The following is a 21,313-nucleotide window of genomic DNA, read 5'->3' on the forward strand; positions in this document are numbered from 1 at the left end:
CCGCATTGCGGAGCTTTTCTCATTTATATGATTTCCTGTTTATGAAATAAAAAAGTCAGTTAAAAAACTGACTTGAATGTTGGTTTTGAGGGTTAAGCGAATATTTCTTCTGCTTCTGGGAATACGAATTCATTAGCGGCAAAGTCTAAAATTTCTGCATTAGATGCGGCTCTCATCATTTCGTCTATACCGCGTTGCATCAATAATTGAGTGGTGTATTTTCTGCTGGTTGCAATTTCTTTCTTGTCAATAATTAATCGAAAATAAAATTTGTTGCTCGAAGTTCTAAAGCGCATAACTGTTGCGCTATCGAGCATAGCTTTTAATTTGTCGATGTCTTCTTCGCATTCAAAGCGCAATTCATAACTATCGCTAGTCATGATTGTTTTTCCTTTTCTTGAAACAAACTCAAATTTGTAATAGCCGTCAAGTCTTTTTGTGATCATAAATGTTGCCATAAATGCAAAGATACAAATGGAATTTTGGTGTTAGGAAATATCATTCAGGAAGATATTAACAACTGTAATGGTAACTTTTATTTCATTTTGATTTTTTGAAAAGTTAACATTTGTAAAGTAATTTTGGATGTCAAAAAAAAACGAAAAATAAGATGAAAAATTATTTCTATATCGGTTTGTTGCTTTTTTCTAAAGTAGTAGTTGCTTCGACTTTTGAAGATGTAATTACTTTGCGAAGTGGTAACAAGGCTAAAATTAAACCTCAGTCGTTTAGGATAGATGAAGAGAATAAAAATATATGTTTTGTGAATGAAGGGGCTACTGTGGTTACTAAAATTAGTTTTAAGGAGTTTTCTTCTGTGGAGTTTGGGGTGAATAAATTTGAGGTGTTTAAGTTGAATAATTCCTCAAGTTTTGAAGGTTTTTTTGTGATCGCAGAAAATAAATCTTATAAATTGATTACGCGTTCAGTGGGTTCTGAGGAGGAAGGTGTTCAGAGGTATGAGTTTAAAGTAGTTGATATTTATCAAAATGTTGTTGAGGAGCATGTTTTTGATGGTAAAATTAATCAGAAGAGTTCAAGTGCTCGGGCTGAAATTTATGGTAAAATTAAGTTTTATTTTGGTGAAAATACAAGATTAATCAAGCGTTTAGAAATGTATGATAGGGATGCTTTTTCGCTTGAGAATACTACAATTTTAAGTTTTTTTAAAAATCCTGTTTATCTTAAAATTGAGTAGCAGTTATGAAAAAGCCTTTTGTGAATTTCACAGAAGGTTTTTTTTGTTTTAGGTGTATAAAAAAAGCCCTGATTGCTCAGAGCTTTTTTGTTGGTCCACTAGGACTCGAACCTAGAAAGACGGCACCAAAAACCGTAGTGTTACCATTACACCATGGACCATTAAACCTGCAGTACTTCTGTGTTTGCTTCCGTATTGCGAGTGCAAATATACGCATGTTTTTTGTTTCTGCAAGCGAATTGTGAAAAAAATCAAAAATTTTTTTTTTAACCTTTTTTTAGCTAAAAAAACAGTTTCTTTGTGTGGTAATTACAAACCATTAACTATTTATATGTCTTTCAACTTCAAAAAATGGAACACCCTTTTAGGATGGGTTTCTTTTTTAATCGCCTTAGTTGTTTATTCGCTTACTGTTGAGCCAACTATGAGTTTCTGGGATTGTGGTGAATACATTGCCACTTCCGCTAAGTTAGAAGTAGGACACCCTCCAGGTGCGCCTTTATTTCAAATGATAGGAGCCTTTTTCTCTATGTTTGCCATAGGTAAAGAAAATATTGCTTTTATGGTAAACATGATGTCTGTAGTTTCCAGTGCATTTACCATATTGTTTTTATTTTGGTCTTCCACGATGCTTTTGCGCAAAATGGTAAGTTCGGTCAAAGAAATAAATGTTAATAATGAAAAAGCTATCCTTGGAAGTGCTTTTGTAGGAGCATTAGCCTTTACGTTTTCCGATAGTTTTTGGTTTAATGCCGTTGAAGCTGAAGTGTATGCTATGGCTACCTTGTTTATTGCCTTGCTTTTTTGGTTAGGTTTACGCTGGGAAGCCGCAATGCATGAGCCTAAAGGTAATCGTTGGTTGTTGCTAATTGCATTGGTTGTTGGACTTTCCTTTGGTGTGCATTTCATGGCATTGTTAACGATTCCTTCTATTGGATTCCTATACTATTTTAAACATTACGAAAAAGTATCGCTAAAAGGTTTTGTTATTGCTAATGTAGTAGTGATTTCAGTGTTATTATTTATCTTCAAATTGTTGTTGCCTTGGACTATGTCATTCTTTGGTAGTACCGAAGTTTTTATGGTGAATCAAATGGGGATGCCGTTTAATTCCGGGACTATTTTTGCAACTATTTTATTGATTGCTTTCTTTGTTTTTGGGTTAAAATACACGCGTCAAAAAGGGAAAGTAATTTTAAATACAATTTTATTAGCGGTTATATTCATTTTTATTGGCTTTTCCACTTGGTTGATGTTGCCTATTCGTGCTAATGCCGACACGCCAATAAATGAAAACAAACCATCTGATGCTCGTGAGCTTTTGGCGTACTACAACCGTGAGCAATATGGGGAACAAAAATTATTCTATGGTCCTCAATTTTCTGATGCTTATGCTGGTTTAGATGAAGATAATCCGTATTTAGATGAAAAACCTAACTATGAGCGTGATTACAAATCAGGTAAGTATGTTATTGTAAATGATTATAAAAATGCGGTTCAAAATACCGATGATAATCATAAGGCGCTTTTACCTCGTATGTGGAGTGGGGAGCATAATGTGAATTATATGAAGTTTACCTCACCGCTTGAATTTTCTGTAAAAGAAGAATATAATGAAGAGCAGGAATTACTTCAAATAGTTTCTGAATTCAGAACGGCTTACAGAGCAGGAAAGCTGGATCTTGCAGATTACGATAAGTTTTTAAAGTCGTATGGAGAGTACCTAGATGTAGAAAAACCATCGATGGTAGATAATCTTTCTTTTATGTTTGAATACCAATTTGGCTATATGTACTGGAGGTATTTGATGTGGAATTTCGTTGGACGTCAAAGTGATAATCAAGGCGAATATGATTTAAAAGATGGTAACTGGTTGAGTGGAATTTCTTTTATAGATAACATTCGTTTGAGTAGTCAATCAAATCTGCCTGCTGATTGGAAAAACAATAAAGGTAGAAATACGTATTTCTTTATTCCATTTATTCTTGGTTTAATCGGTTTGTTCTTCCATGCTAAAAAAGATTTAAAATCATTTTATGTATTGCTTTCCCTTTTCTTGTTCACAGGTTTAGCTTTGAAAATTTACCTGAACGAAAGACCTTTTGAAGTGCGTGAGCGTGATTATGCCTTAGTAGGTTCTTTTTATGTCTTTGCTATTTGGATTGGAATAGGTGTATATGCTATTTATGATTTTGTAAAAAAATATATTACAGAAACAATTGCTATGCCTGCGGTGGTTGGAGTTTGTTTGCTTGGTTCACCAGTGTTAATGGCATCTCAAAACTGGGACGATCACGATCGTTCTGATAAATATACCGCAGTAGCTAATGCAAAAGCCTATTTAGATTCGTGTGATAAAAATGCTATTCTGTTTACAATAGGGGATAACGATACCTTCCCGTTATGGTATGTACAAGAAATAGAAGGCTATCGTACTGACGTGCGTATAGTGAATACAAGTTTATTAATGACAGACTGGTATATTGATTCTATGTTGAAAAAAGCGTATGAATCAGACCCAATTCCGTTATCGTTTACGCATAAAGATTATGTAGATGGGAAACGTGATTATATGATTCACGAAGAGCGTACGAAAGAGCGTTTGTCAATTGATGAATTTATGGATTTTGCACATATGGACGATCCAAGAACTTTAATTGAATTGCGTAATGGTCAAAAAGTGCAGTTTTATCCAACAAATAAAGTTAGAATTCCTGTTGATAAGCAAAATGTAATTGCAAACAAAATTGTAAATCCTAAAGATAATGATTCTATAGTACCTTTTATAGATGTTGATATTAAGGGAAGTGCCTTGTATAAAAATCGTTTGATGATGTTAGATATCATTCGAATGAACAAATGGAAACGTCCTATTTATTTCTCATCGGGTGCTTTTGGAGATGATGATTATGTGTGGATGAAAGAGTATTTACAATTAGATGGAATGATTTTTAAATTGGTTCCTATTAAAACAACTCTTCCAGAAGATGCTTATAGTTTTGATATGGGGCGCATTGATTCAGATAAAGCTTATAAAATATTTACTGGTTTAGATTGGGGCAACGGTGAAAGTACGTCTATTTATCATGATCCAGAAACACGTAAAAATTGTATTTCTTACCGTACCCACATGGCTCGATTAATGACAGCTTTGATTAATGAAGGGAAAAACGATAAGGCTGAAAAAATTATCGATTTAGCTTTAGCAAAAACCCCTTTAGATTATTATGGGTTTTATAGCGTTTTAGATCCTTTTGTGGAAGGTTATTATAAAATTGGCAAACAAGATAAGGCTCGTAAACTGCTTAAACAATTGTTTGCTAAATATAGTGATGAATTGCGTTATTATAGTGAAATTGATCCTTCTGAACAACGTCAATTCTTTGCAAGTGATATCTATACCGATTTAGTACGTTACAAAGGTTTGTTAGAAATTGCAAAAACATATAAAGATCAAATGTTCCATAATCAAGAAAGAGGTGCTTTTAATGCTATTAATAAGCGTTATGCGTTCTTTGATGTGGAAATGGAGTAGTATTGATTTTAAATTATAGATTATTTGATTAACGATTTTAGAAGATGAATTTTCTAAGGTCGTTTTTCTTTTATATCTTAGTTTTTGAAATTCAATTGGTTTTAAAACATAAAATACTCTAGGTATTAAGTGTGTCAACTTCTGAATTCTAAACTCTAAATTCTAAACTCAAATGTTCTACTGGGTTAAAACAAATCGCTTTATCAAATGGTTGTTTCGTAATCAGGTTTGGTCTATTCCGAATGCTGAAAACACGGTTTATCTTACGTTTGACGATGGTCCCACTCCTGAAATTACCCCTTGGGTTCTGGATGTTTTACAAGCAGAAAATATAAAAGCGACTTTTTTTTGCATTGGAAAAAACATTAAAAATCATCCTGATATTTTTAAAAGAATTATTACAGTAGGACACGCTGTAGGCAATCATACCTTTAATCATAAAAACGGTTGGAAAACTAGTTTTAAGGATTATATTGAAGAAGTTGATTTGTGCGAAAAAGCAATACTTGACTTTGGGAGCTTTGATAAACTGAATACTGAACACTGTAAACTTTTTAGACCTCCTTACGGAAAAGTAACACCATTACAATCGAAATTTCTACGCAAACAAGGTTATAAAATCATCATGTGGGATGTACTCACAGCCGATTTTGATACTACGATTACCAAAGAAAAATGTTTTAAAAATGCTACTGAAAAAATAGAAAGCGGAAGTGTAATTGTTTTCCACGATAGCGTAAAAGCTAAACCCAATTTGATTTATGCTTTACCAAAAGCGATTGCTTATTATAAAGAAAAAGGATATAAATTTGAGATTATATCCTAAAGTTGTTCCTGTACAAGTGTAATAATTGAGTTAGCATCTAATTCACCTGATTGACGCCATTTCATTTGCCCATCTTTATAAATCATCAAAGTAGGTAAGCCTTTTATACGTAAAGCTTCTGCCAATTCTTGATTTTTATCTACATCAATTTTTATCACACGCGCTTTATCGCCTAAAGCTGCGGCAACATCTTTAATCACAGGATGCATCGACTGTGAAGCCTCGTTCCAATCGGTGTAAAAATCGATTAATACGGGTACATGGGCACTAATTAACTCACCAAATTTTGACATAACTGTTCAATTTTAGCTATAGTTTGCAATACAAATATACTATTTTTAACGAATTACGCTAATTTTTCAGCTTTTTTTAATTCAATCACTGTAATTTCAGGCATAATCCCTACACGACCAGGATAAGCATGGAACCCAAAACCGCGATTTACATAAATGTAACGACCTAAAAATTCGTAACAACCCGCCCATTGTTTGTACATATACTGGGCTAAACTCCATTTGAAAAAACCAGGAATTTCAATACCAAACTGCATGCCGTGTGTATGTCCGCTCAAGGTAAGCTGGAAATGTTTGAAATGATGTTTTACAATTTCTTCCCAATGACTAGGGTCGTGACTCATTAAAATTTTGAAATCTTTATCTGACAGCCCTTCCGAAGCCTTGTTAACATCGCCCATCGAACCAAAATGTTTGCCCCAGTTTTCTACACCAACCAATGCAATTTCTTGGTCGTCTTTTTTTATTTTAATATGTTCATTAAGTAACAATTTAAAGTCAATTTGACGGTGCAAATCCTTGATGTCTTCAAAATTTTTGGCTTTTGCTTCTTCTGATTCCCATTCTAAATATGCGCCATAATCGTGATTTCCTAAAACCGAATATTTACCAAAAGTAGGTTTATTTAAACGATTAAAAGTGTCAATCCATGGATGCATTTCTTCTGCTTTAGCATTGACAATATCACCCGTAAACAACAAAACATCCGATTGTTGTGCGTTAATTAAATCAACTGCATAATTGATTTTTTCAGCATTATCGAAGCTTCCAGAATGTATATCCGATATATGGGTAAGTGTAAAACCATCAAAAGCATCGGGCAAATCAGGAAAAGTTAGCACCTGTTTGAAAACTTTGAAATTATATTTCCCTTTTGTAACTCCATACAGGAGTGAAAGAAAAGGTACAGCCGCTAAGCCTATAGCTATTTGACTAATAAACCTTCTTCTTTCGGGTAGAAACGTATTGCGATTGTCGTATTCAATAAAATAATTAGTAACCCCCGACAGAAAACGAAACATATCTTCACCTAGCATTAGCAAGCCTAAGATGATTTTGGGTAAATAAATTGTAAGTAATAATCCTAATGCGAACAAACTCTGTTTGGTTTGCCCCACTTTTCGGTCAAAATTGAAAATAGTGTAAAAAATATAGACATATGCCAATATACTCAGTAAGGCATAGAGCCACAAAACCCATTTTGATTTTAACAATGTACGAAAGGCTTGTAGGGCATAAAGCTCAATAAAGAAAAGTATAACAGCTAAGATGACAAATCGGGCTAACATTTTTTTTATTTTTTTAGCAAAGTAACAAAGAAACTCAGCAACTTAAGTTTTTATTAATCAATTTTTAACGATTTACGATTTTACATCCGCTTCGATTGTTTATTTTTACACTTCAATCTGAATCAGATTCAGTTATAAATTTACTATTTATTATGTCACAAAAACGTGTATTCCTTCTTGATGCGTATGCCTTGATTTTTAGAGGTTATTACGCATTTATCAAAAATCCAAGAATCAATTCAAAAGGATTAGATACTTCCGCAATTATAGGTTTTATGAATTCGTTGATGGATGTTATCAAGCGTGAAAAACCAGACCATTTGGCGGTTGCTTTTGATAAAGGAGGAAGTGATTACCGTTTAGAAATGTTTACCGATTATAAAGCTAATCGCGATGAAACCCCTGAAGCAATTAAAATTGCGGTGCCTTATATTCAGGAGCTTTTGCATGCTATGCATATTCCTATTATCGAGGTGGCAGGTTTTGAAGCAGACGATTTGATAGGAACCTTAGCTAAAAAAGCTGAAAAACAAGGTTATCAGGTTTTTATGGTGACCCCCGATAAGGATTTCGGGCAATTGGTTTCTGAAAATATTTTTATGTATCGTCCAGCGCGTGCAGGAGGTGACATTGAGGTTTGGGGCGTAGAAGAAGTAAAAGCTAAGTTTGAAGTGGAAGACCCTTTGCAAGTCATTGATTTCCTTGGAATGATGGGCGATGCAGTGGATAATATTCCCGGATTACCAGGTGTGGGTGAAAAGACAGCTAAGAAATTATTAGCAGAATATGGTTCTATGGAAAACCTTTTGGCAAATACCGATAAGCTCAAAGGGAAAATGAAGGAGAATATTGAAAACAACAAGGAAAAAGGCATTTTATCCAAAAAATTAGCTACCATTTTATTAGATTGCCCGGTTGAGTTTGATGAAGAAGCTTTTGAACTTTCCAAACCTGATGTTGAAAAAACCGATGCGTTGTTCCAAGAATTGGAATTCCGTCAAATGAAAGCGCAGTTTGATAAGTTATATGCAAGCCCCCTAACCACCGAAGGGGGAACTGATACCGCAAATGGTAAGAAGGCTTCGGTTAAAAAAACACCGGAAAATCAAATGGATTTATTTGGGTTTTCAGACGAAGAAAATGACCAACCTACAGCAGGGTTTCAGTATGCTTCTTTGGAAAACACTTCGCATTTTTATCAAATCGTTCAAGGAAATTTACCAACGAACTTATTGTTGCAAAACTTGGCACAACAAACCGCCGTTTGTTTTGATACAGAAACTACGGGTATAGATGCTATCAATGCCGAATTAGTTGGACTGGCATTGTCTTGGGAAAAAGGGAAAGGATTTTATATTCCATTTCCTGAAAATCAAGAGGAAGCACAAGAATTGATTCATAAATTCAAACCTTTTTTTGAGAATGAAAACATTACAAAAATTGGTCAAAATATAAAATACGATTTAAAAATCTTAGCAAACTATGGCATAACGGTTCAAGGGGCATTGTTTGATACTATGATTGCGCATTATTTGATAAATCCAGATATGCGTCATAATATGGATGTGCTTTCTGAAACGTATTTGAAGTACAGTCCGAAATCTATAGAAACTTTAATTGGCAAAAAAGGGAAAAACCAATTGTCGATGCGTCAAGTGGCTTTAGAAGACATCAAAGAATATGCTGTGGAAGATGCTGATGTGACTTTTCAATTGAAAGAACATTTTCAGCCCATTTTAGAAAAAGTAGGTACCAAGAAGCTTTTCGATGAAATTGAGATTCCGTTGGTTCAAGTACTTGCTGATATGGAGCGCGAAGGAATAAACTTGGATGAAGATTTCTTAAAAACCATGTCGGTAGAGATGCAACAAGAAATTGATACCTTCGAAAATAGCATTTACGAACAGGCGGGAGAGAAATTCAATTTAGCCTCTCCAAAACAGTTGGGCGACATACTGTTTGATAAATTACAAATTGGAGGCGCTAAACAAAAAAAGACCAAAACGGGGCAATATGCTACGGGTGAGGAAATATTAAGTTACTTGGCTAACGACCATCAAATCGTTCGAGATATCCTAGAATGGCGTCAATTGGTGAAACTCAAGAGTACTTATGTAGATGCATTACCTGCGCAAGTAGATGCTAAAACCAAGCGTGTGCATACCGATTATATGCAAACTGTAGCGGCTACTGGGCGTTTGAGTTCTAATAATCCGAATTTGCAAAATATTCCTATTCGTACTGAAAGAGGTCGTCAAATTCGTAAAGCTTTTATAGCACGTGATGAAAACTACACCTTGCTTTCTGCCGATTATTCACAAATTGAATTGCGTATCATCGCAGCACTTTCGGGGGAAGATAATATGATAGCTGCTTTTCAAAATAAAGAAGACATTCACCGCAGTACCGCTGCTAAAGTGTTTAATGTGGCTTTAGAAGAAGTGACTAAGGAACAACGTAGCCATGCAAAAACGGTGAATTTTGGAATTATTTATGGAGTGTCAGCCTTTGGACTTTCGAATCAAACTTCTTTGTCTCGTAAAGAAAGTGCAGAGTTGATTGATGCCTACTATCAAACTTATCCTAAATTAAAAGCCTATATGTCTGACCAAGTCGATTTTGCTCGTGAACATGGCTATGTAGAAACCATTTCGGGTAGACGCCGTTATTTGAAAGATATTAATTCTGCCAACGCAGTGGTGCGTGGTGCTGCTGAACGAAATGCGGTGAATGCTCCTATACAAGGTAGTGCGGCAGATATTATCAAAATAGCCATGATTAATATTCATAAGCGATTAAAATTGGAAAATTGGAAATCAAAAATGTTGCTGCAAGTACATGACGAATTAGTTTTTGATGTTCACAACTCGGAGCTTGAAACTATCCAACCTATGATTAAACAAGAAATGGAGAATGCCTTTCAAATGGCGGTACCGTTAGAAGTTGAAATGGGTGTGGGTAAAAACTGGCTAGAAGCACACTAGGATTTTAGAGTTGTGATATTTGATTTATGATTTTTGAATAAGGTGCTTGGTGCGCTTTGTGCGCATTCTTTGCATTTAAGCACTTCTTTGAAATGGATTATTGTTATTTAAAAGTTTGCCATTTGATTTTAACAGATGATTTTAAACCACCGATACGAAGCAGAAGCAATAAGGAAATAGCCTCTATTGTTGCTTCTCCCCATAAATGGAATGAAAAAGCCGTAAAAATTGCACAAGAAGAAATCATAATCCGCAAAATTGAAGCTAAAGAAATTCGTCAAGTCCGCTATTTAGAAAATAAAAAAGAAAGAATAGAAGCCTCAAAACTTGCCAATGAAAAATTTTCCTTTTTTACATTAGCCCCTGAACAGGCTTTTATTGATTGGAGTGAAGTTTTTTTGTTTTTATTTTCATGGGAATTAGAAAAAGACGGGTATACCAAAAAAGCAGCGTTTCAAAGATATTATAGACCCGTTGTGTTACTAGTATTTGTAATACTTTTTTTCTTTTTTTGGTAAAAAGAAAAAAGGTTTGCTCATTTAGCGCTGAAATATGTTAAAATTGAAACTAAATTTTCAATGAACTCTATCGAAAGTTTATTTTTTTTAAATTTGAACTAAACGAACCAAAATTGAAAATTTTACAACCTTTACTTTACTTTAATCTTTTTCAACATCCTTTGACAGAGGAGGAAATCTTTCATTTTTCATCTTTAGAAGACATAAAGCATTTACAATTAGAATTACAAAATGCTTTGAGCAAACAAATCATTCAAAAAACAGAAGAATTCTATCATCTGCATCTTAACCAAAATAACATTAAGAAAAGAAGAAAGGGAAATCTTGAAGCGAAAAAAGTCATGAAAATTGCCAAACAAAAGGCAGAATTTATATTTAAATATTTTCCGTTTATTGAAGGTGTTGCTATTTCCGGTTCGTTGTCAAAAGGGTATTTCGACAAAGACAGTGACATAGATTTTTTCATCATCACACAAAAGAATAGACTTTGGTTCTGTAAAATGATTTTAATGGTTTACAAAAAAACTTTCTTATTCAATTCAAAAAAGTTTTTTTGCATCAATTACCTTGTCAGTAACCATGCTTTAGAAATAAAAGACAAAAATAGATTTACGGCCACCGAAATTGCCACCATGATTCCTATGCAAGGAACTATCTTGAATGATTTTTTTGAAATCAATAATTGGTACAAACAATTTTATCCAAACAAAAAAATCACAATAGATAAATTGCTTACAAGCAACAAAACATATTTTCGAAGCGCATTTGAAAAACTAACTAATAACGTACTCGGTGATTGGTTGGAAACTATTTCCTTTAAAATCATTTTTAATTTTTGGAAATTAAAATATCAAAATAAAATGACTTCTGAAGATTTTGAATTAGCCTTCAAATCTTCAAAAGAAGTTTCAAAACATCACCCGTCAAATTACCAAAAAAAAGTCATTGACAAACTCAATTTGGATTATAAAGAGGTTAAAGAAAAACATAATATCGAATTTCCATTGGAACATGCCTAAAATTCTATTTTCACATTCTTATTACTACAAATTAGACCCTAAACAATGGAAAAACAAAACACCTTTTCCTCCTTTAGGCACATTGTATGCTGCTGCATTGTTACGAAAAAATGGCTATGATATAAATTTGTTTGATACCAATCTTAGAGACAATCCCTATGAAATTTCCTCTATCTTAGAAAATCAAAAACCTAAGTACTTAGTTATTTTCGATGATGGATTTAATTATCTAACCAAAATGTGTTTGACTAACATGAGAGAGGCGTGTTTTGAAATGATTAAATTAGGAAAAAAAAACAACTGCATTATTATTGTTAACAGTTCAGATGCAACAGATCATTATGAAAAATATCTAAACATAGGAGCTGACTATATCATACAAGGAGAAGGAGAACACTCTTTACTCGAATTAATTCATTCATTAGAAAAAAACGAATTAACAGATCAAATTGAAGGGATTGTTTTTAAAAAAGGAGAAACATTTCAAAAAAACAAAGCAAGAACAGTACTGCAAAACTTAGACGAATTACCATTACCTGCTTGGGATTTAGTTGCTATGGATGCCTATAAAGCTATTTGGAAAAATAGCGGGCAGCAATTCACTTTAAATATTGCAACAACCAGAGGTTGTCCATATAAATGCAATTGGTGTGCAAAACCTATATATGGCAATCGATACAATGCACATTCAGTGGAATATATTGTCAATGAAATTGAATATTTAAAAAAGACATTTGGCGTTACGCGTTTTTGGATGTGTGATGATATTTTCGGTTTGAAACCGAATTGGTCACAACAATTTAATGTGCTCCTTAAAGAAAAAAAGCTAAAAATTAAATACTTTATCCAAAGTCGCGTCGATTTACTCTTAAAAGAAGATACGATAGATGCGCTAGCAGAGTCTGGTCTAGAAGAAGTTTGGGTAGGTGCTGAGAGTGGTTCGCAAAAGATTTTAGATGCTATGGATAAAGGTATTACTGTCGAAGAAATACACAAAGCATCCCATATTTTAAAAGCAAAAAAAGTAAAAATTGCTTTCTTTTTACAATTTGGATTTTTGGAAGAAACACAAGAAGACATTCAAAAAACCATAGCGATGGTCAAAGAATTATGTCCTGACAATATTGGAATTTCCGTTTCTTATCCTTTACCTGGCACAAAATTTCATGAAAAAGTAAAAGATGATTTAAAACTAAAAGCAAATTGGACAGATTCAGATGATTTTGAAATCATGTTCCAAGGAACATACAATTCCAACTATTATAGAAAACTTCAACGTTATGTGCATAAAGAATTTAGGAAATCTCAAGGGGTGAAAGCGATAGGTCAGTATGATTTTAAAAGAATACGAATTCTACCAATTTTAAAATTAGCATATTATTATCCAAGCGCTTTTATAGATAAACTTATTTTGAAAAGACTAGCAAATGAGTAATTCAGTACAAGAAAAGGCAGTAGCGAGCGGGTTTTCGAAAATTTATAGTCATTATGAAGAGCTTAGTCGATCTAATATAATTGATCGGACGATGCGCAATCAATTATATAGCCATATAGATCGTTTTTTAAAACCTGAACAACGTATATTGGAATTGAACTCGGGTAGTGGAATCGATGCTTTGTATTTTGCAAAACAAGGCTATACTGTTTTGGCTACAGATATTGCCTATGGTGCAAAAACCCATGTTGAAGCTAAAGCCAAAGAAGAAGGGATTTTAAATTTGAATTTCAAAAAATGTTCTTTTTTAAATCTAGATACTTTAGAAGGCAGTTTTGATTATGTGTTTTCAAATTTTGGAGGGTTAAATTGTACTAACGAATTATCCAAAGTAGCAGAGGGTTTAAAAAATGTTTTATCGGATCAAGCTTTTGTAACCTTCGTAATTATGGGGAAATATTATCCTTGGGATTGGGTGTATTTGTTGACGGGTAAATTTAGACGTGCCCTGATTCGTTTTAAGAAAGATGGAACATTGGCGAATGTTGAAGGTGAAAAAGTTCAGACTCATTATCATACGCCTAAAAAAGTAAAAGAAGTAATGATGGAGAATTTTGATTATGTTAGCTCTGAAAATCTGGGTTTGTTTTTCCCTTCGGTTAATCATACTGCAATAACAAAATACTCAAAATTGATACGATTGTTAATACGTATAGATTCATTTATGTTAAAAATGAAAGTTTTCCCTATTGGTATAGGGGATTATTATATCATAACTTTCAAAAAAAAATGAGTTAAGTGTTTTGTTCATTTTTGTATAAATAGAAAGTTATGAATTCGTGAGCTAAAATTGAAAATGCTATGCCTAAAATACCCCATAAATTTCCTAGAATTATTAAGCCTAAAATTTGTATCGCAATTTGTTTCAACGAGATTGTGAATATATTCTTGTTATTCTTTATTTTAAAACTTAAAATTTGATAAGGAGTTACTAGTATGATTGGGAATCCAGTTAAAATGATTACATGCAAAAAAGGGATGCTGTCATTGTGAGTAAATTTGTCATTTATAAAGTTCGAATTGTACTGAATTAATATTATAGAAATGAAATATCCTAGGCAGCACATCCCAAAAAGGAGTTTGTTTAATCTAGTCAGTAGTTGTTTTTTATAATCATTGTTGGAGATTTCAAAATTAGGTAAAATGGTGAAAAATAAACTTCCTGAGATGTTTTTTACAACGGATAATAATTTATCTGCAAGAGATACTACTCCTGCTACATAGGGGCCGTAGAAAAGATGAGTTAAGGGAATAGTCAAAAAGACTATTAAGCAGTGTACGCATTGTATAAAAAAAACCTTTTTTTCTTGTTTTAAATATGTGATTGTTTTCCAGAATCCTTCAATTTTGAAATTAAATTGCCAACGCAAATGAATACAAATCCCTATGGAAACTGCTAATTCAGCAAAGCCTATAATAAAATTTGTCCAATACCAATTATTATTCTGTATTAAAAAATAAACGCCAATTAGGGCAAAAAATTTGGTAAGGAAGTTAAAGATAAATAGTTGTTTGCTTTTTGCTAATGTAGTCAGAAAAATAGAAGGATTGAAAAGTTTCCCTAGTAGTAAAAAGCTAGAATAAAGCGCAATATTAGGAAGTATTGGCAAGAGTATTAAAATGGGTAAAAAAAGCAAAATGAAAAAAAACATTCTAAGGCTAAAACATCTGTTCAAGTAAATGTTTAATGTCAAAGGACTCTCTTTTATTTTTTTACTTATAGGAATTAAATTTAAAGGAAAATTGTAATTACTTAATGAAGCTAAGATTATGAAGGTGGTTTGCCACGAAAAAACTGCTCCAATATGGATAATTTCGATCCGATTGAGGAGTAAAAAATAAAGTGTTAAGGGGAATAGTGTTATTAGCGCCTGTGCAAGGGTTAATAAACTAAACCTTTTTATGATAGGGTAAAATGAATTCATTTGTTAACACTGTTTTTAATAATCTCGATCTGTTTATGCCTTCTTTTTTTGAGTGCTTTAATCAGTAAATTTGTCATTTTCCAGCCTAGCGAGTTAGGAAGTTGTAGGAGGACTATTGCAATTCTGTTTTTAAGAGAAAAGTGTATATTATCAGATTTTAAATTTAAAATATAGTTACTGAAAGTGTTGCTGAAATGTGCTCTCAGTTCATTCAAATTGATAATTCTTTCTGAATCGACTAGCATAATAATATAGGTGTCCATCAGGTAATCTAGCGCGTTCTTGTAAACTTGGGTTTTGTATTGATCAAAAATAGTATATTGAATCAAGAGGTCTCTTTCGTTTAAAAATAAATGATAAGCATCTGTTATTCTTTTTTTGTCAAGAGTTTTTCTGGTAGACGAATTGGGTCTTCGATAATTGTATACAAGCTTTTTCCCTAAAAAACTTACTGAGTTTGATTTTAAAATAGCTTCTATAACAAAACATCTATCCTCAAACAGCATATTTTCTTTAAAATCGATTTTATTTACGATACTTGTTTTGAATGCTTTTGCCCACACAGGTTCTGTTAATCCGCCATAATATAAAATCTTCAAAACATCTTCAGAACTCATTTGCGATTTATAACTCGAAAGCCATTTCGTTTTTAAAGAATTTTTCAGATTTTCATCAATTGAGTGAAAATCTGAAATTACTAGATCAGCATTTGTTTCTTGAATCTGTTTTGCAAATAATTCTAAAGCGGTGCTACAAAATTCATCATCCGCGTCCAAAAAAGTAACATATTTACCGCGTACTAATTTCATTCCTTCATTGCGTGCTTTTCCATGTCCAGAATTTGTTAAAGTGACGATATCTATATTTTTGAAAAATGAATGGTAGGACTTGGTAATTGTTAATGAATTGTCTGTCGAACCGTCATTAACTAAAATAAGTTGAAAATCCTGAAAACTTTGATTTCTTACCGAGTCTAAACAGCGTGTTAGTAATTCTTCTTCATCGAAAAAAATTACAATAATTGAGAACAGTGGAGTATTAATTTTCATGTTTGAAATTCAAAATTTTTTGGACAACCGATTTCATTTGTCTGTTTATTTTAGGTAAATTCGTTGGGGGTGTCCACTGCATGTTGTGAATAGTATCTGCTGGGGCGACAAGGCATAAGGCATTTAAATTATGAAAAGTAGCAAATGCATATACTGCTGCGCATTCCATATCAATGTGTTTGGCACCTTTGTTGTGAAAATAATTTACCAAAGTAGGGGTTTCTCTTAAAGGTGCATCTGTGCTCCAGCATACAGTTTCTTCTAAATTTAAGTGTTCTTTTAATTTTAATAACCAAGAATTAAAATTGGAAGCGATATTTTCTTCTGCGCTATATAGAAATGAACAGCCAGTAGTACTGAATGTTGATTTTACGATGCAAAGTTCTTTACTGTCTATAGTTTGTATCGTTCCTGCATATCCTAAGAAGATAAAATTCATTACCCCAAAACACCTTAATTCTTCCATAAGTGTCGTTATGCTTGGGGCTCCTTTCCCGAATTCACAACAAAAAATATAATTAGCATTGAGCAGGTAATTGTGTCCTGAAAGACCTTTTAGTTTTTTAGAAAGTACACGTTGACCTAGGGTAAGAAATGAGCGATTAATACTTAAAATAGCAGTCTTGGGTAAGTCTTTAAAGTTATAACTATTCGATTCTAATTTCCAACGCACGAGTTGTACGGCATCTAAAATGGGTTTTTCAGAAGAAATTAAGTTTTTTACTTTTAGCATGTTGGCTTATCCTTGGTTTGTGAATCTAAAATTAGTTCAAAATAAATTACTTTAAGTAGATTGTTTTAGAATATTCTATTCTGATAAGTTGCTTTTTTTTGATAACTAAGCTGTTGGTTAATGCAAGTGTTTGAAAAGCAATAAGAAAGAAAATGTATCAAGCTGTTTGGTTTATAAATAAATAATTGTACTTTTGCACTCCCTTAATTGGGAATGGAATGTTTAATTAAAAAGTAATTATTGTGAACACATTAAGCTACAAGACAGTATCGGCTAACAAGGCTACTGCTGACAAACAGTGGATTGTTGTAGACGCTGAGGGTCATAACTTAGGTCGTCTTGCTTCTAAAGTTGCTATGCTTTTAAGAGGTAAGTACAAACCAAGTTATACACCACACGTGGACTGTGGAGATAATGTTATTATTATCAACGCAGAAAAAATCAACCTAACAGGTAACAAATTAGACGACAAAGTATACGTTCGTCACACAGGTTACCCAGGAGGACAAAGATTTACTACTGCTAAAGTAATGCAACAAAAAAATCCTGCATTATTAGTAGAAAAAGCAGTAAAAGGAATGTTGCCTAAAAACAAATTAGGTGCTCAATTATTCCGTAATTTGAGTGTAAATGTAGGTTCAGAGCACAAACATGCGGCTCAAACACCTAAAACCGTTAATCTAAACGATCTTAAGTAATGGGAGTTATTCACAAAATCGGTAGAAGAAAATGTGCTGTGGCACGTGTGTATGTTACTGAAGGAACAGGAAACATCACAGTTAACAAAAAAGCATTTGATGCTTACTTCCCTACTGCAACATTACAGTATAAAGTAATGCAACCTATGGCAATGACTGAAAACGCTACTAACTTTGACGTAAAAGTTAATGTTTATGGTGGTGGTACTACAGGTCAAGCAGAAGCTGTTCGTATGGCTATTGCTCGTGCTATGTGTGAAGTAGGTGAAGGAAACAGAGCTATCTTAAAACCAGAAGGTTTATTAACGCGTGACCCTCGTATGGTTGAGCGTAAGAAATTCGGTCAGAAGAAAGCTCGTAAGAGATTCCAATTCTCTAAACGTTAATATTTATTATTATTTATTAAAAAACCTAAGTTATTGTTGCTTTTCCGCGCTGTGGCCGGAGATTAGTTTAGCATCTAAATGGTTTAGACCGAGACAATCGCTACTCAACCATTGCTAATTCAACAGAACGTAAACTATTACAAAATGGCAAATAAAGTAGAAGTTAAAGAATTACTAGAAGCAGGTGTTCACTTCGGACACATGACTAGAAAGTGGGACCCAAACATGGCTCCTTACATCTACATGGAGCGTAATGGTATCCACATTATCAACCTATACAAAACTGCAGCTAAAATTGAAGAAGCTAACGAAGCTTTGAAAAAAATTGCTGCTTCAGGTAGAAAGATTTTATTCGTTGCTACCAAAAAACAAGCAAAAGATATCGTTGCTGAAAAAGCAAAAGCGGCTAACATGCCTTACATCACTGAAAGATGGCCAGGTGGTATGTTAACTAACTTCGTGACGATCCGTAAAGCTGTTAAGAAAATGGCTTCTATCGACAGAATGAAGAAAGACGGTACATTTGACACACTTTCTAAGAAAGAAAAATTACAAATCGAGCGTTTACGTGCTAAGTTAGAGAAAAACTTAGGGTCTATCGCTGATATGTCAAGATTACCTGCTGCATTATTCGTAGTAGATATCAAAGCTGAACACATCGCAGTAAAAGAAGCTCAAAAATTAAACATTCCAGTATTTGCAATGGTTGATACTAACTCTGACCCTCGTCAAGTTGATTATGTTATCCCTGCAAATGATGACGCTTCTAAATCTATCGATAAAGTATTATCATTAGTAACTACAGCTATTACTGAAGGTTTGTCTAACAGAACTTCAGAAAAAGAAGTAGAAGCAACTGAAGAAGCAAAAGCAGCTCCTGCCGCTACAGCTTCTGAAGAATAATAAATTTAAGATTCCAATCTAAAATTCCAAGTTCCAAAAAATTATCATTCTTGATGATTTGTTAAAATTGGAATTTGGGATTTGAAGATTGGAATTTTTTACTTTTAACAAAAATTAAAATTAAAAACACACTATATTATGTCAACAATCACTGCTGCAGACGTAAATAAATTAAGACAATCTACAGGTGCCGGAATGATGGACTGTAAAAAAGCTTTAGTTGAGGCTGAAGGAGATTTCGACAGAGCGATACAAATCCTTAGAGAAAAAGGACAAAAAGTTGCTGCTAACCGTTCTGACCGTGAGTCTTCTGAAGGGGCTGCTGTTTCTTTTGTTAATGCTGATAACACTAAAGGAGCTATCCTTACTTTAAACTGTGAAACTGACTTCGTAGGTAAAAACGAAGCTTTCGTAACTTTAGCTAAAGATTTAGTTGAAAAAGCAATTAACTTTTCTACTAAAGAAGAATTATTAGCTTCAGATTTCGGTGGAATCACTGTAGCTGAGAAGTTAATCGAGCAAACTGGTGTAATTGGAGAGAAAATCGAAATCGGTGGTTTCGAAATTTTAGAAGGCGCTTACGTTGGTTCTTACGTTCACGTAAACAAAATTGCTGCTTTAACTGCAATTACTTCTCCAATCGCTAATGCTGATGTTTTGACTAAAGACATCTCTATGCAAGTAGCTTCAATGGGAGCTGATACATTATCTTACAAAGATTTTGATCCTGCTTTTGTTGAGTCTGAATTAGCTGCTCGTATTGCAATCATTGAAAAAGAAAATGAAGAAGCTGCTCGTTTAGGAAAAACATTGAAAAATGTTCCTAAATACATCTCTTACTCTCAATTAACTGAAGAAGTTTTAAAGCAAGCTGAAGAAGATGCTAAAGCGGAATTAAAAGCAGAAGGTAAACCAGAGCAAATTTGGGACAAAATCATCCCTGGAAAAATCCAACGTTTTATCTCTGATAACACTACTTTAGATCAAGAAAAAGCTTTATTAGATCAAAACTTCATCAAAGAAGATAGCAAAAAAGTAGGTGATTACGTTAAAGGATTCAATGTTGAAATCACTGGTTTCAAAAGAGTTTCTTTAGGATAATCAATCTTAAATAACATAAAAAAAGCTCCCTTGTGGGGCTTTTTTTGTTTTTTAATAGTTTAATTTTTTCTTTGATATTTAAAGTTTTTTCTTATATTTGATTATACACTAATACTAACTAATAATCAAATAAACTATGTCAGATTTTTTAAAACAATTCGGAGAAGACCTTAAAAGTAACGTGCCTGGTTTTATAGCTGTGGCCGTGGCAGAAATTAAAAGTGGAATTTCTTATTTTACTTTGTCAGCAGACCCTAATTTTGATCCTGAATTAGCTTCTGCCTTCAATCTAGAGGTGGTTAAAGCAAAATTAAATGCGATCAATGCTTTGGGCTTAGATGAGCATATAGAAGATATTATGATTAATTTGAAATCACAAATTCATATTATTGATATTGCAGAAAATAATGAGTATTTTATTTATTTAGCGGTAGATTCTACAAAAGCGAACTTAGGTATGACGAAAGCATTATTAAATAAATACAAAAAAGATATTACAAAAAAAATGTAATTAAGTTTTTGATTGCAAGGTTAGAAAGCACAGATTGTTGAAGTCTGTGCTTTTTTAGTTGCTATAGCATTGTATATGAATGAGTAATTTGGATTGTGTTTTTAAATGACTCTTTTTCAGTTTTTTGAAAAAAAAATATCGTAAATTTAAGTATAAAATCCGTACATCATGAAAGCGATACTTAAAATAGGTTACGTACTTCTCGCATGCTTTACAATTTCAGCAATTGCTCAAGAAATAAATGCTAAAAAAGTATTCCAATCATTAGAGGAAGCTTCTAAATCGCCAACAGAAGTACACAAACTCTCTTTGGAAGGGCAACAAATCAGTTTTGAGAATTTCGATTGGTCAAAATTCAAAAATTTAGAATTTTTAAGCTTTAAAAACGACCATTTGAAGGAACTACCAAAGGGCATCGAAGCCTTAGCTAATTTGAAATTTTTAGATTTAAGTGGAAATGAGTTGACCCAATTACCTGATAGTTTTACTAATCTTCAACAACTGGAAGAATTACGCCTAGACCATAGTTCGCTTGTAAATTTAGAAAAAACTATAGGTGCATTAGCCTTACTTCCAAATTTAAAAAGACTACACTTAGTCACTATAGAAGAACAAAATTTACCTGAAAACATTTCAAAACTTACCCATTTAGAAGAACTGGCGGTACATCAAAAAAGTATCCGAAAAATTCCTGTGCCCATCAAAGAGTTGCCTCATTTACAATCGGTACAATCAAAAAATTATAGAATACCACCTCAATTCTTAGGACAACAAGATATTAATTTTGGTTTTGCTATTAAATTATAAAAAATGAGCAAGTCTTTTTTGACTTGCTCTTGCTTTCGTTTTC

The 21,313-nt window shown here is 33.1% G+C and carries 20 protein-coding genes and 1 tRNA gene; 14 read left to right on the plus strand and 7 right to left on the minus strand.

What is annotated here, in order from left to right; translation table 11 throughout:
• Positions 1-92: 92 nt before the first annotated feature.
• Entirely contained in the window at positions 93-458 is a 366-nt protein-coding gene (locus ACQY29_RS05740) for a DUF1508 domain-containing protein (protein WP_428224282.1), read from the minus strand.
• Between the two features lie 152 nt (positions 459-610).
• On the opposite strand from ACQY29_RS05740, the gene ACQY29_RS05745 reads away from it, so the two are divergent.
• Positions 611-1,198 (plus strand): hypothetical protein, encoded by a 588-nt coding sequence (locus ACQY29_RS05745; protein ID WP_428224283.1) that lies wholly within the window; start codon positions 611-613, stop codon positions 1,196-1,198.
• 90 nt (positions 1,199-1,288) lie between these two features.
• Here the strand turns inward: ACQY29_RS05745 and ACQY29_RS05750 are convergent.
• Positions 1,289-1,359 (minus strand) — tRNA-Gln (locus tag ACQY29_RS05750).
• 170 nt (positions 1,360-1,529) lie between these two features.
• Between ACQY29_RS05750 and ACQY29_RS05755 the strand changes: the two genes are divergently transcribed.
• Entirely contained in the window at positions 1,530-4,733 is a 3,204-nt protein-coding gene (locus ACQY29_RS05755; RefSeq protein WP_428224284.1) for a protein O-mannosyl-transferase family, read from the plus strand.
• A gap of 172 nt (positions 4,734-4,905) precedes the next feature.
• Positions 4,906-5,559: a polysaccharide deacetylase family protein gene (locus ACQY29_RS05760; RefSeq protein ID WP_428224285.1), complete on the plus strand. Its 654-nt coding sequence runs from the start codon at positions 4,906-4,908 to the stop codon at positions 5,557-5,559.
• Here the strand turns inward: ACQY29_RS05760 and ACQY29_RS05765 are convergent.
• Complete coding sequence (locus ACQY29_RS05765; RefSeq protein WP_428224286.1) at positions 5,556-5,852, minus strand: thioredoxin family protein; 297 nt, start codon at positions 5,850-5,852, stop codon at positions 5,556-5,558. The two genes, ACQY29_RS05760 and ACQY29_RS05765, sit on opposite strands and share 4 nt — an antisense overlap.
• 53 nt (positions 5,853-5,905) lie before the next feature.
• The gene (locus ACQY29_RS05770) at positions 5,906-7,141 is read right to left on the minus strand and encodes a metallophosphoesterase (protein WP_428224287.1); all 1,236 of its coding nucleotides are present in this window, start codon (positions 7,139-7,141) and stop codon (positions 5,906-5,908) included.
• Positions 7,142-7,293: 152 nt separating this feature from the next.
• Between ACQY29_RS05770 and polA the strand changes: the two genes are divergently transcribed.
• The 5 genes from polA (at position 7,294) to ACQY29_RS05795 (ending at position 13,890) form a co-directional block, all read left to right on the plus strand.
• A complete protein-coding gene (gene polA / locus ACQY29_RS05775; RefSeq protein WP_428224288.1) occupies positions 7,294-10,125 on the plus strand; it encodes a DNA polymerase I in 2,832 nt (943 codons plus the stop codon).
• A 122-nt stretch (positions 10,126-10,247) separates the two neighbouring features.
• Positions 10,248-10,643: a hypothetical protein gene (locus ACQY29_RS05780; protein ID WP_428224289.1), complete on the plus strand. Its 396-nt coding sequence runs from the start codon at positions 10,248-10,250 to the stop codon at positions 10,641-10,643.
• A gap of 113 nt (positions 10,644-10,756) precedes the next feature.
• Positions 10,757-11,662 (plus strand): nucleotidyltransferase domain-containing protein, encoded by a 906-nt coding sequence (locus ACQY29_RS05785; protein ID WP_428224290.1) that lies wholly within the window; start codon positions 10,757-10,759, stop codon positions 11,660-11,662.
• Complete coding sequence (locus tag ACQY29_RS05790) at positions 11,655-13,097, plus strand: B12-binding domain-containing radical SAM protein (protein WP_428224291.1); 1,443 nt, start codon at positions 11,655-11,657, stop codon at positions 13,095-13,097. The genes ACQY29_RS05785 and ACQY29_RS05790 overlap by 8 nt, the downstream gene beginning before the upstream one ends.
• Positions 13,090-13,890: a class I SAM-dependent methyltransferase gene (locus tag ACQY29_RS05795; protein WP_428224292.1), complete on the plus strand. Its 801-nt coding sequence runs from the start codon at positions 13,090-13,092 to the stop codon at positions 13,888-13,890. Before ACQY29_RS05790 ends, ACQY29_RS05795 begins: the two co-directional genes overlap by 8 nt.
• A 1-nt stretch (position 13,891) precedes the next feature.
• Here ACQY29_RS05795 and ACQY29_RS05800 read toward each other — a convergent pair whose 3' ends face one another.
• From ACQY29_RS05800 to ACQY29_RS05810, 3 genes are read right to left on the minus strand one after another with little or no spacing between them, the layout of a single operon-like run.
• Positions 13,892-15,082: a hypothetical protein gene (locus ACQY29_RS05800; RefSeq protein WP_428224293.1), complete on the minus strand. Its 1,191-nt coding sequence runs from the start codon at positions 15,080-15,082 to the stop codon at positions 13,892-13,894.
• Positions 15,079-16,131 (minus strand): glycosyltransferase family 2 protein, encoded by a 1,053-nt coding sequence (locus ACQY29_RS05805; protein ID WP_428224294.1) that lies wholly within the window; start codon positions 16,129-16,131, stop codon positions 15,079-15,081. The genes ACQY29_RS05800 and ACQY29_RS05805 overlap by 4 nt, the downstream gene beginning before the upstream one ends.
• Positions 16,121-16,864: a hypothetical protein gene (locus ACQY29_RS05810; protein ID WP_428224295.1), complete on the minus strand. Its 744-nt coding sequence runs from the start codon at positions 16,862-16,864 to the stop codon at positions 16,121-16,123. Before ACQY29_RS05810 ends, ACQY29_RS05805 begins: the two co-directional genes overlap by 11 nt.
• A 242-nt stretch (positions 16,865-17,106) precedes the next feature.
• On the opposite strand from ACQY29_RS05810, the gene rplM reads away from it, so the two are divergent.
• The 6 genes from rplM to ACQY29_RS05840 all read left to right on the plus strand — a co-directional run bounded on the left by rplM (position 17,107) and on the right by ACQY29_RS05840 (position 21,270).
• Positions 17,107-17,562, plus strand: a complete 456-nt coding sequence (gene rplM / locus ACQY29_RS05815; protein WP_428224296.1) for a 50S ribosomal protein L13 — start codon at positions 17,107-17,109, stop codon at positions 17,560-17,562.
• Entirely contained in the window at positions 17,562-17,948 is a 387-nt protein-coding gene (gene rpsI, locus ACQY29_RS05820) for a 30S ribosomal protein S9 (protein WP_428224297.1), read from the plus strand. The genes rplM and rpsI overlap by 1 nt, the downstream gene beginning before the upstream one ends.
• Positions 17,949-18,092: 144 nt before the next feature.
• Entirely contained in the window at positions 18,093-18,851 is a 759-nt protein-coding gene (gene rpsB / locus ACQY29_RS05825; RefSeq protein ID WP_428224298.1) for a 30S ribosomal protein S2, read from the plus strand.
• Between the two features lie 138 nt (positions 18,852-18,989).
• Positions 18,990-19,952 carry a translation elongation factor Ts gene (gene tsf, locus ACQY29_RS05830; protein ID WP_428224299.1) on the plus strand — a complete coding sequence of 321 codons (963 nt, stop codon included), beginning with the start codon at positions 18,990-18,992 and terminating at the stop codon, positions 19,950-19,952.
• A gap of 136 nt (positions 19,953-20,088) precedes the next feature.
• Complete coding sequence (locus tag ACQY29_RS05835) at positions 20,089-20,463, plus strand: hypothetical protein (RefSeq protein WP_428224300.1); 375 nt, start codon at positions 20,089-20,091, stop codon at positions 20,461-20,463.
• A gap of 168 nt (positions 20,464-20,631) precedes the next feature.
• Complete coding sequence (locus ACQY29_RS05840; protein WP_428224301.1) at positions 20,632-21,270, plus strand: leucine-rich repeat domain-containing protein; 639 nt, start codon at positions 20,632-20,634, stop codon at positions 21,268-21,270.
• Positions 21,271-21,313 lie beyond the last annotated feature (43 nt).

Origin of the sequence: Flavobacterium sp. (genome assembly GCF_965262375.1) — a bacterium.
GTDB lineage: Bacteria > Bacteroidota > Bacteroidia > Flavobacteriales > Flavobacteriaceae > Flavobacterium.

Coding starts and splice junctions, on each gene's coding strand:
- ACQY29_RS05805 (WP_428224294.1), bottom strand. CDS start 16,131: ATGAAAATTAATACTCCACTGTTCTCAATTATTGTAATTTTTTTCGAT.
- ACQY29_RS05745 (WP_428224283.1), top strand. CDS start 611: ATGAAAAATTATTTCTATATCGGTTTGTTGCTTTTTTCTAAAGTAGTA.
- ACQY29_RS05790 (WP_428224291.1), top strand. CDS start 11,655: ATGCCTAAAATTCTATTTTCACATTCTTATTACTACAAATTAGACCCT.
- ACQY29_RS05755 (WP_428224284.1), top strand. CDS start 1,530: ATGTCTTTCAACTTCAAAAAATGGAACACCCTTTTAGGATGGGTTTCT.
- tsf (WP_428224299.1), top strand. CDS start 18,990: ATGTCAACAATCACTGCTGCAGACGTAAATAAATTAAGACAATCTACA.
- rpsB (WP_428224298.1), top strand. CDS start 18,093: ATGGCAAATAAAGTAGAAGTTAAAGAATTACTAGAAGCAGGTGTTCAC.
- ACQY29_RS05840 (WP_428224301.1), top strand. CDS start 20,632: ATGAAAGCGATACTTAAAATAGGTTACGTACTTCTCGCATGCTTTACA.
- polA (WP_428224288.1), top strand. CDS start 7,294: ATGTCACAAAAACGTGTATTCCTTCTTGATGCGTATGCCTTGATTTTT.
- ACQY29_RS05810 (WP_428224295.1), bottom strand. CDS start 16,864: ATGCTAAAAGTAAAAAACTTAATTTCTTCTGAAAAACCCATTTTAGAT.
- ACQY29_RS05835 (WP_428224300.1), top strand. CDS start 20,089: ATGTCAGATTTTTTAAAACAATTCGGAGAAGACCTTAAAAGTAACGTG.
- ACQY29_RS05795 (WP_428224292.1), top strand. CDS start 13,090: ATGAGTAATTCAGTACAAGAAAAGGCAGTAGCGAGCGGGTTTTCGAAA.
- ACQY29_RS05765 (WP_428224286.1), bottom strand. CDS start 5,852: ATGTCAAAATTTGGTGAGTTAATTAGTGCCCATGTACCCGTATTAATC.
- ACQY29_RS05800 (WP_428224293.1), bottom strand. CDS start 15,082: ATGAATTCATTTTACCCTATCATAAAAAGGTTTAGTTTATTAACCCTT.
- ACQY29_RS05760 (WP_428224285.1), top strand. CDS start 4,906: ATGTTCTACTGGGTTAAAACAAATCGCTTTATCAAATGGTTGTTTCGT.
- rpsI (WP_428224297.1), top strand. CDS start 17,562: ATGGGAGTTATTCACAAAATCGGTAGAAGAAAATGTGCTGTGGCACGT.
- ACQY29_RS05740 (WP_428224282.1), bottom strand. CDS start 458: ATGGCAACATTTATGATCACAAAAAGACTTGACGGCTATTACAAATTT.
- ACQY29_RS05770 (WP_428224287.1), bottom strand. CDS start 7,141: ATGTTAGCCCGATTTGTCATCTTAGCTGTTATACTTTTCTTTATTGAG.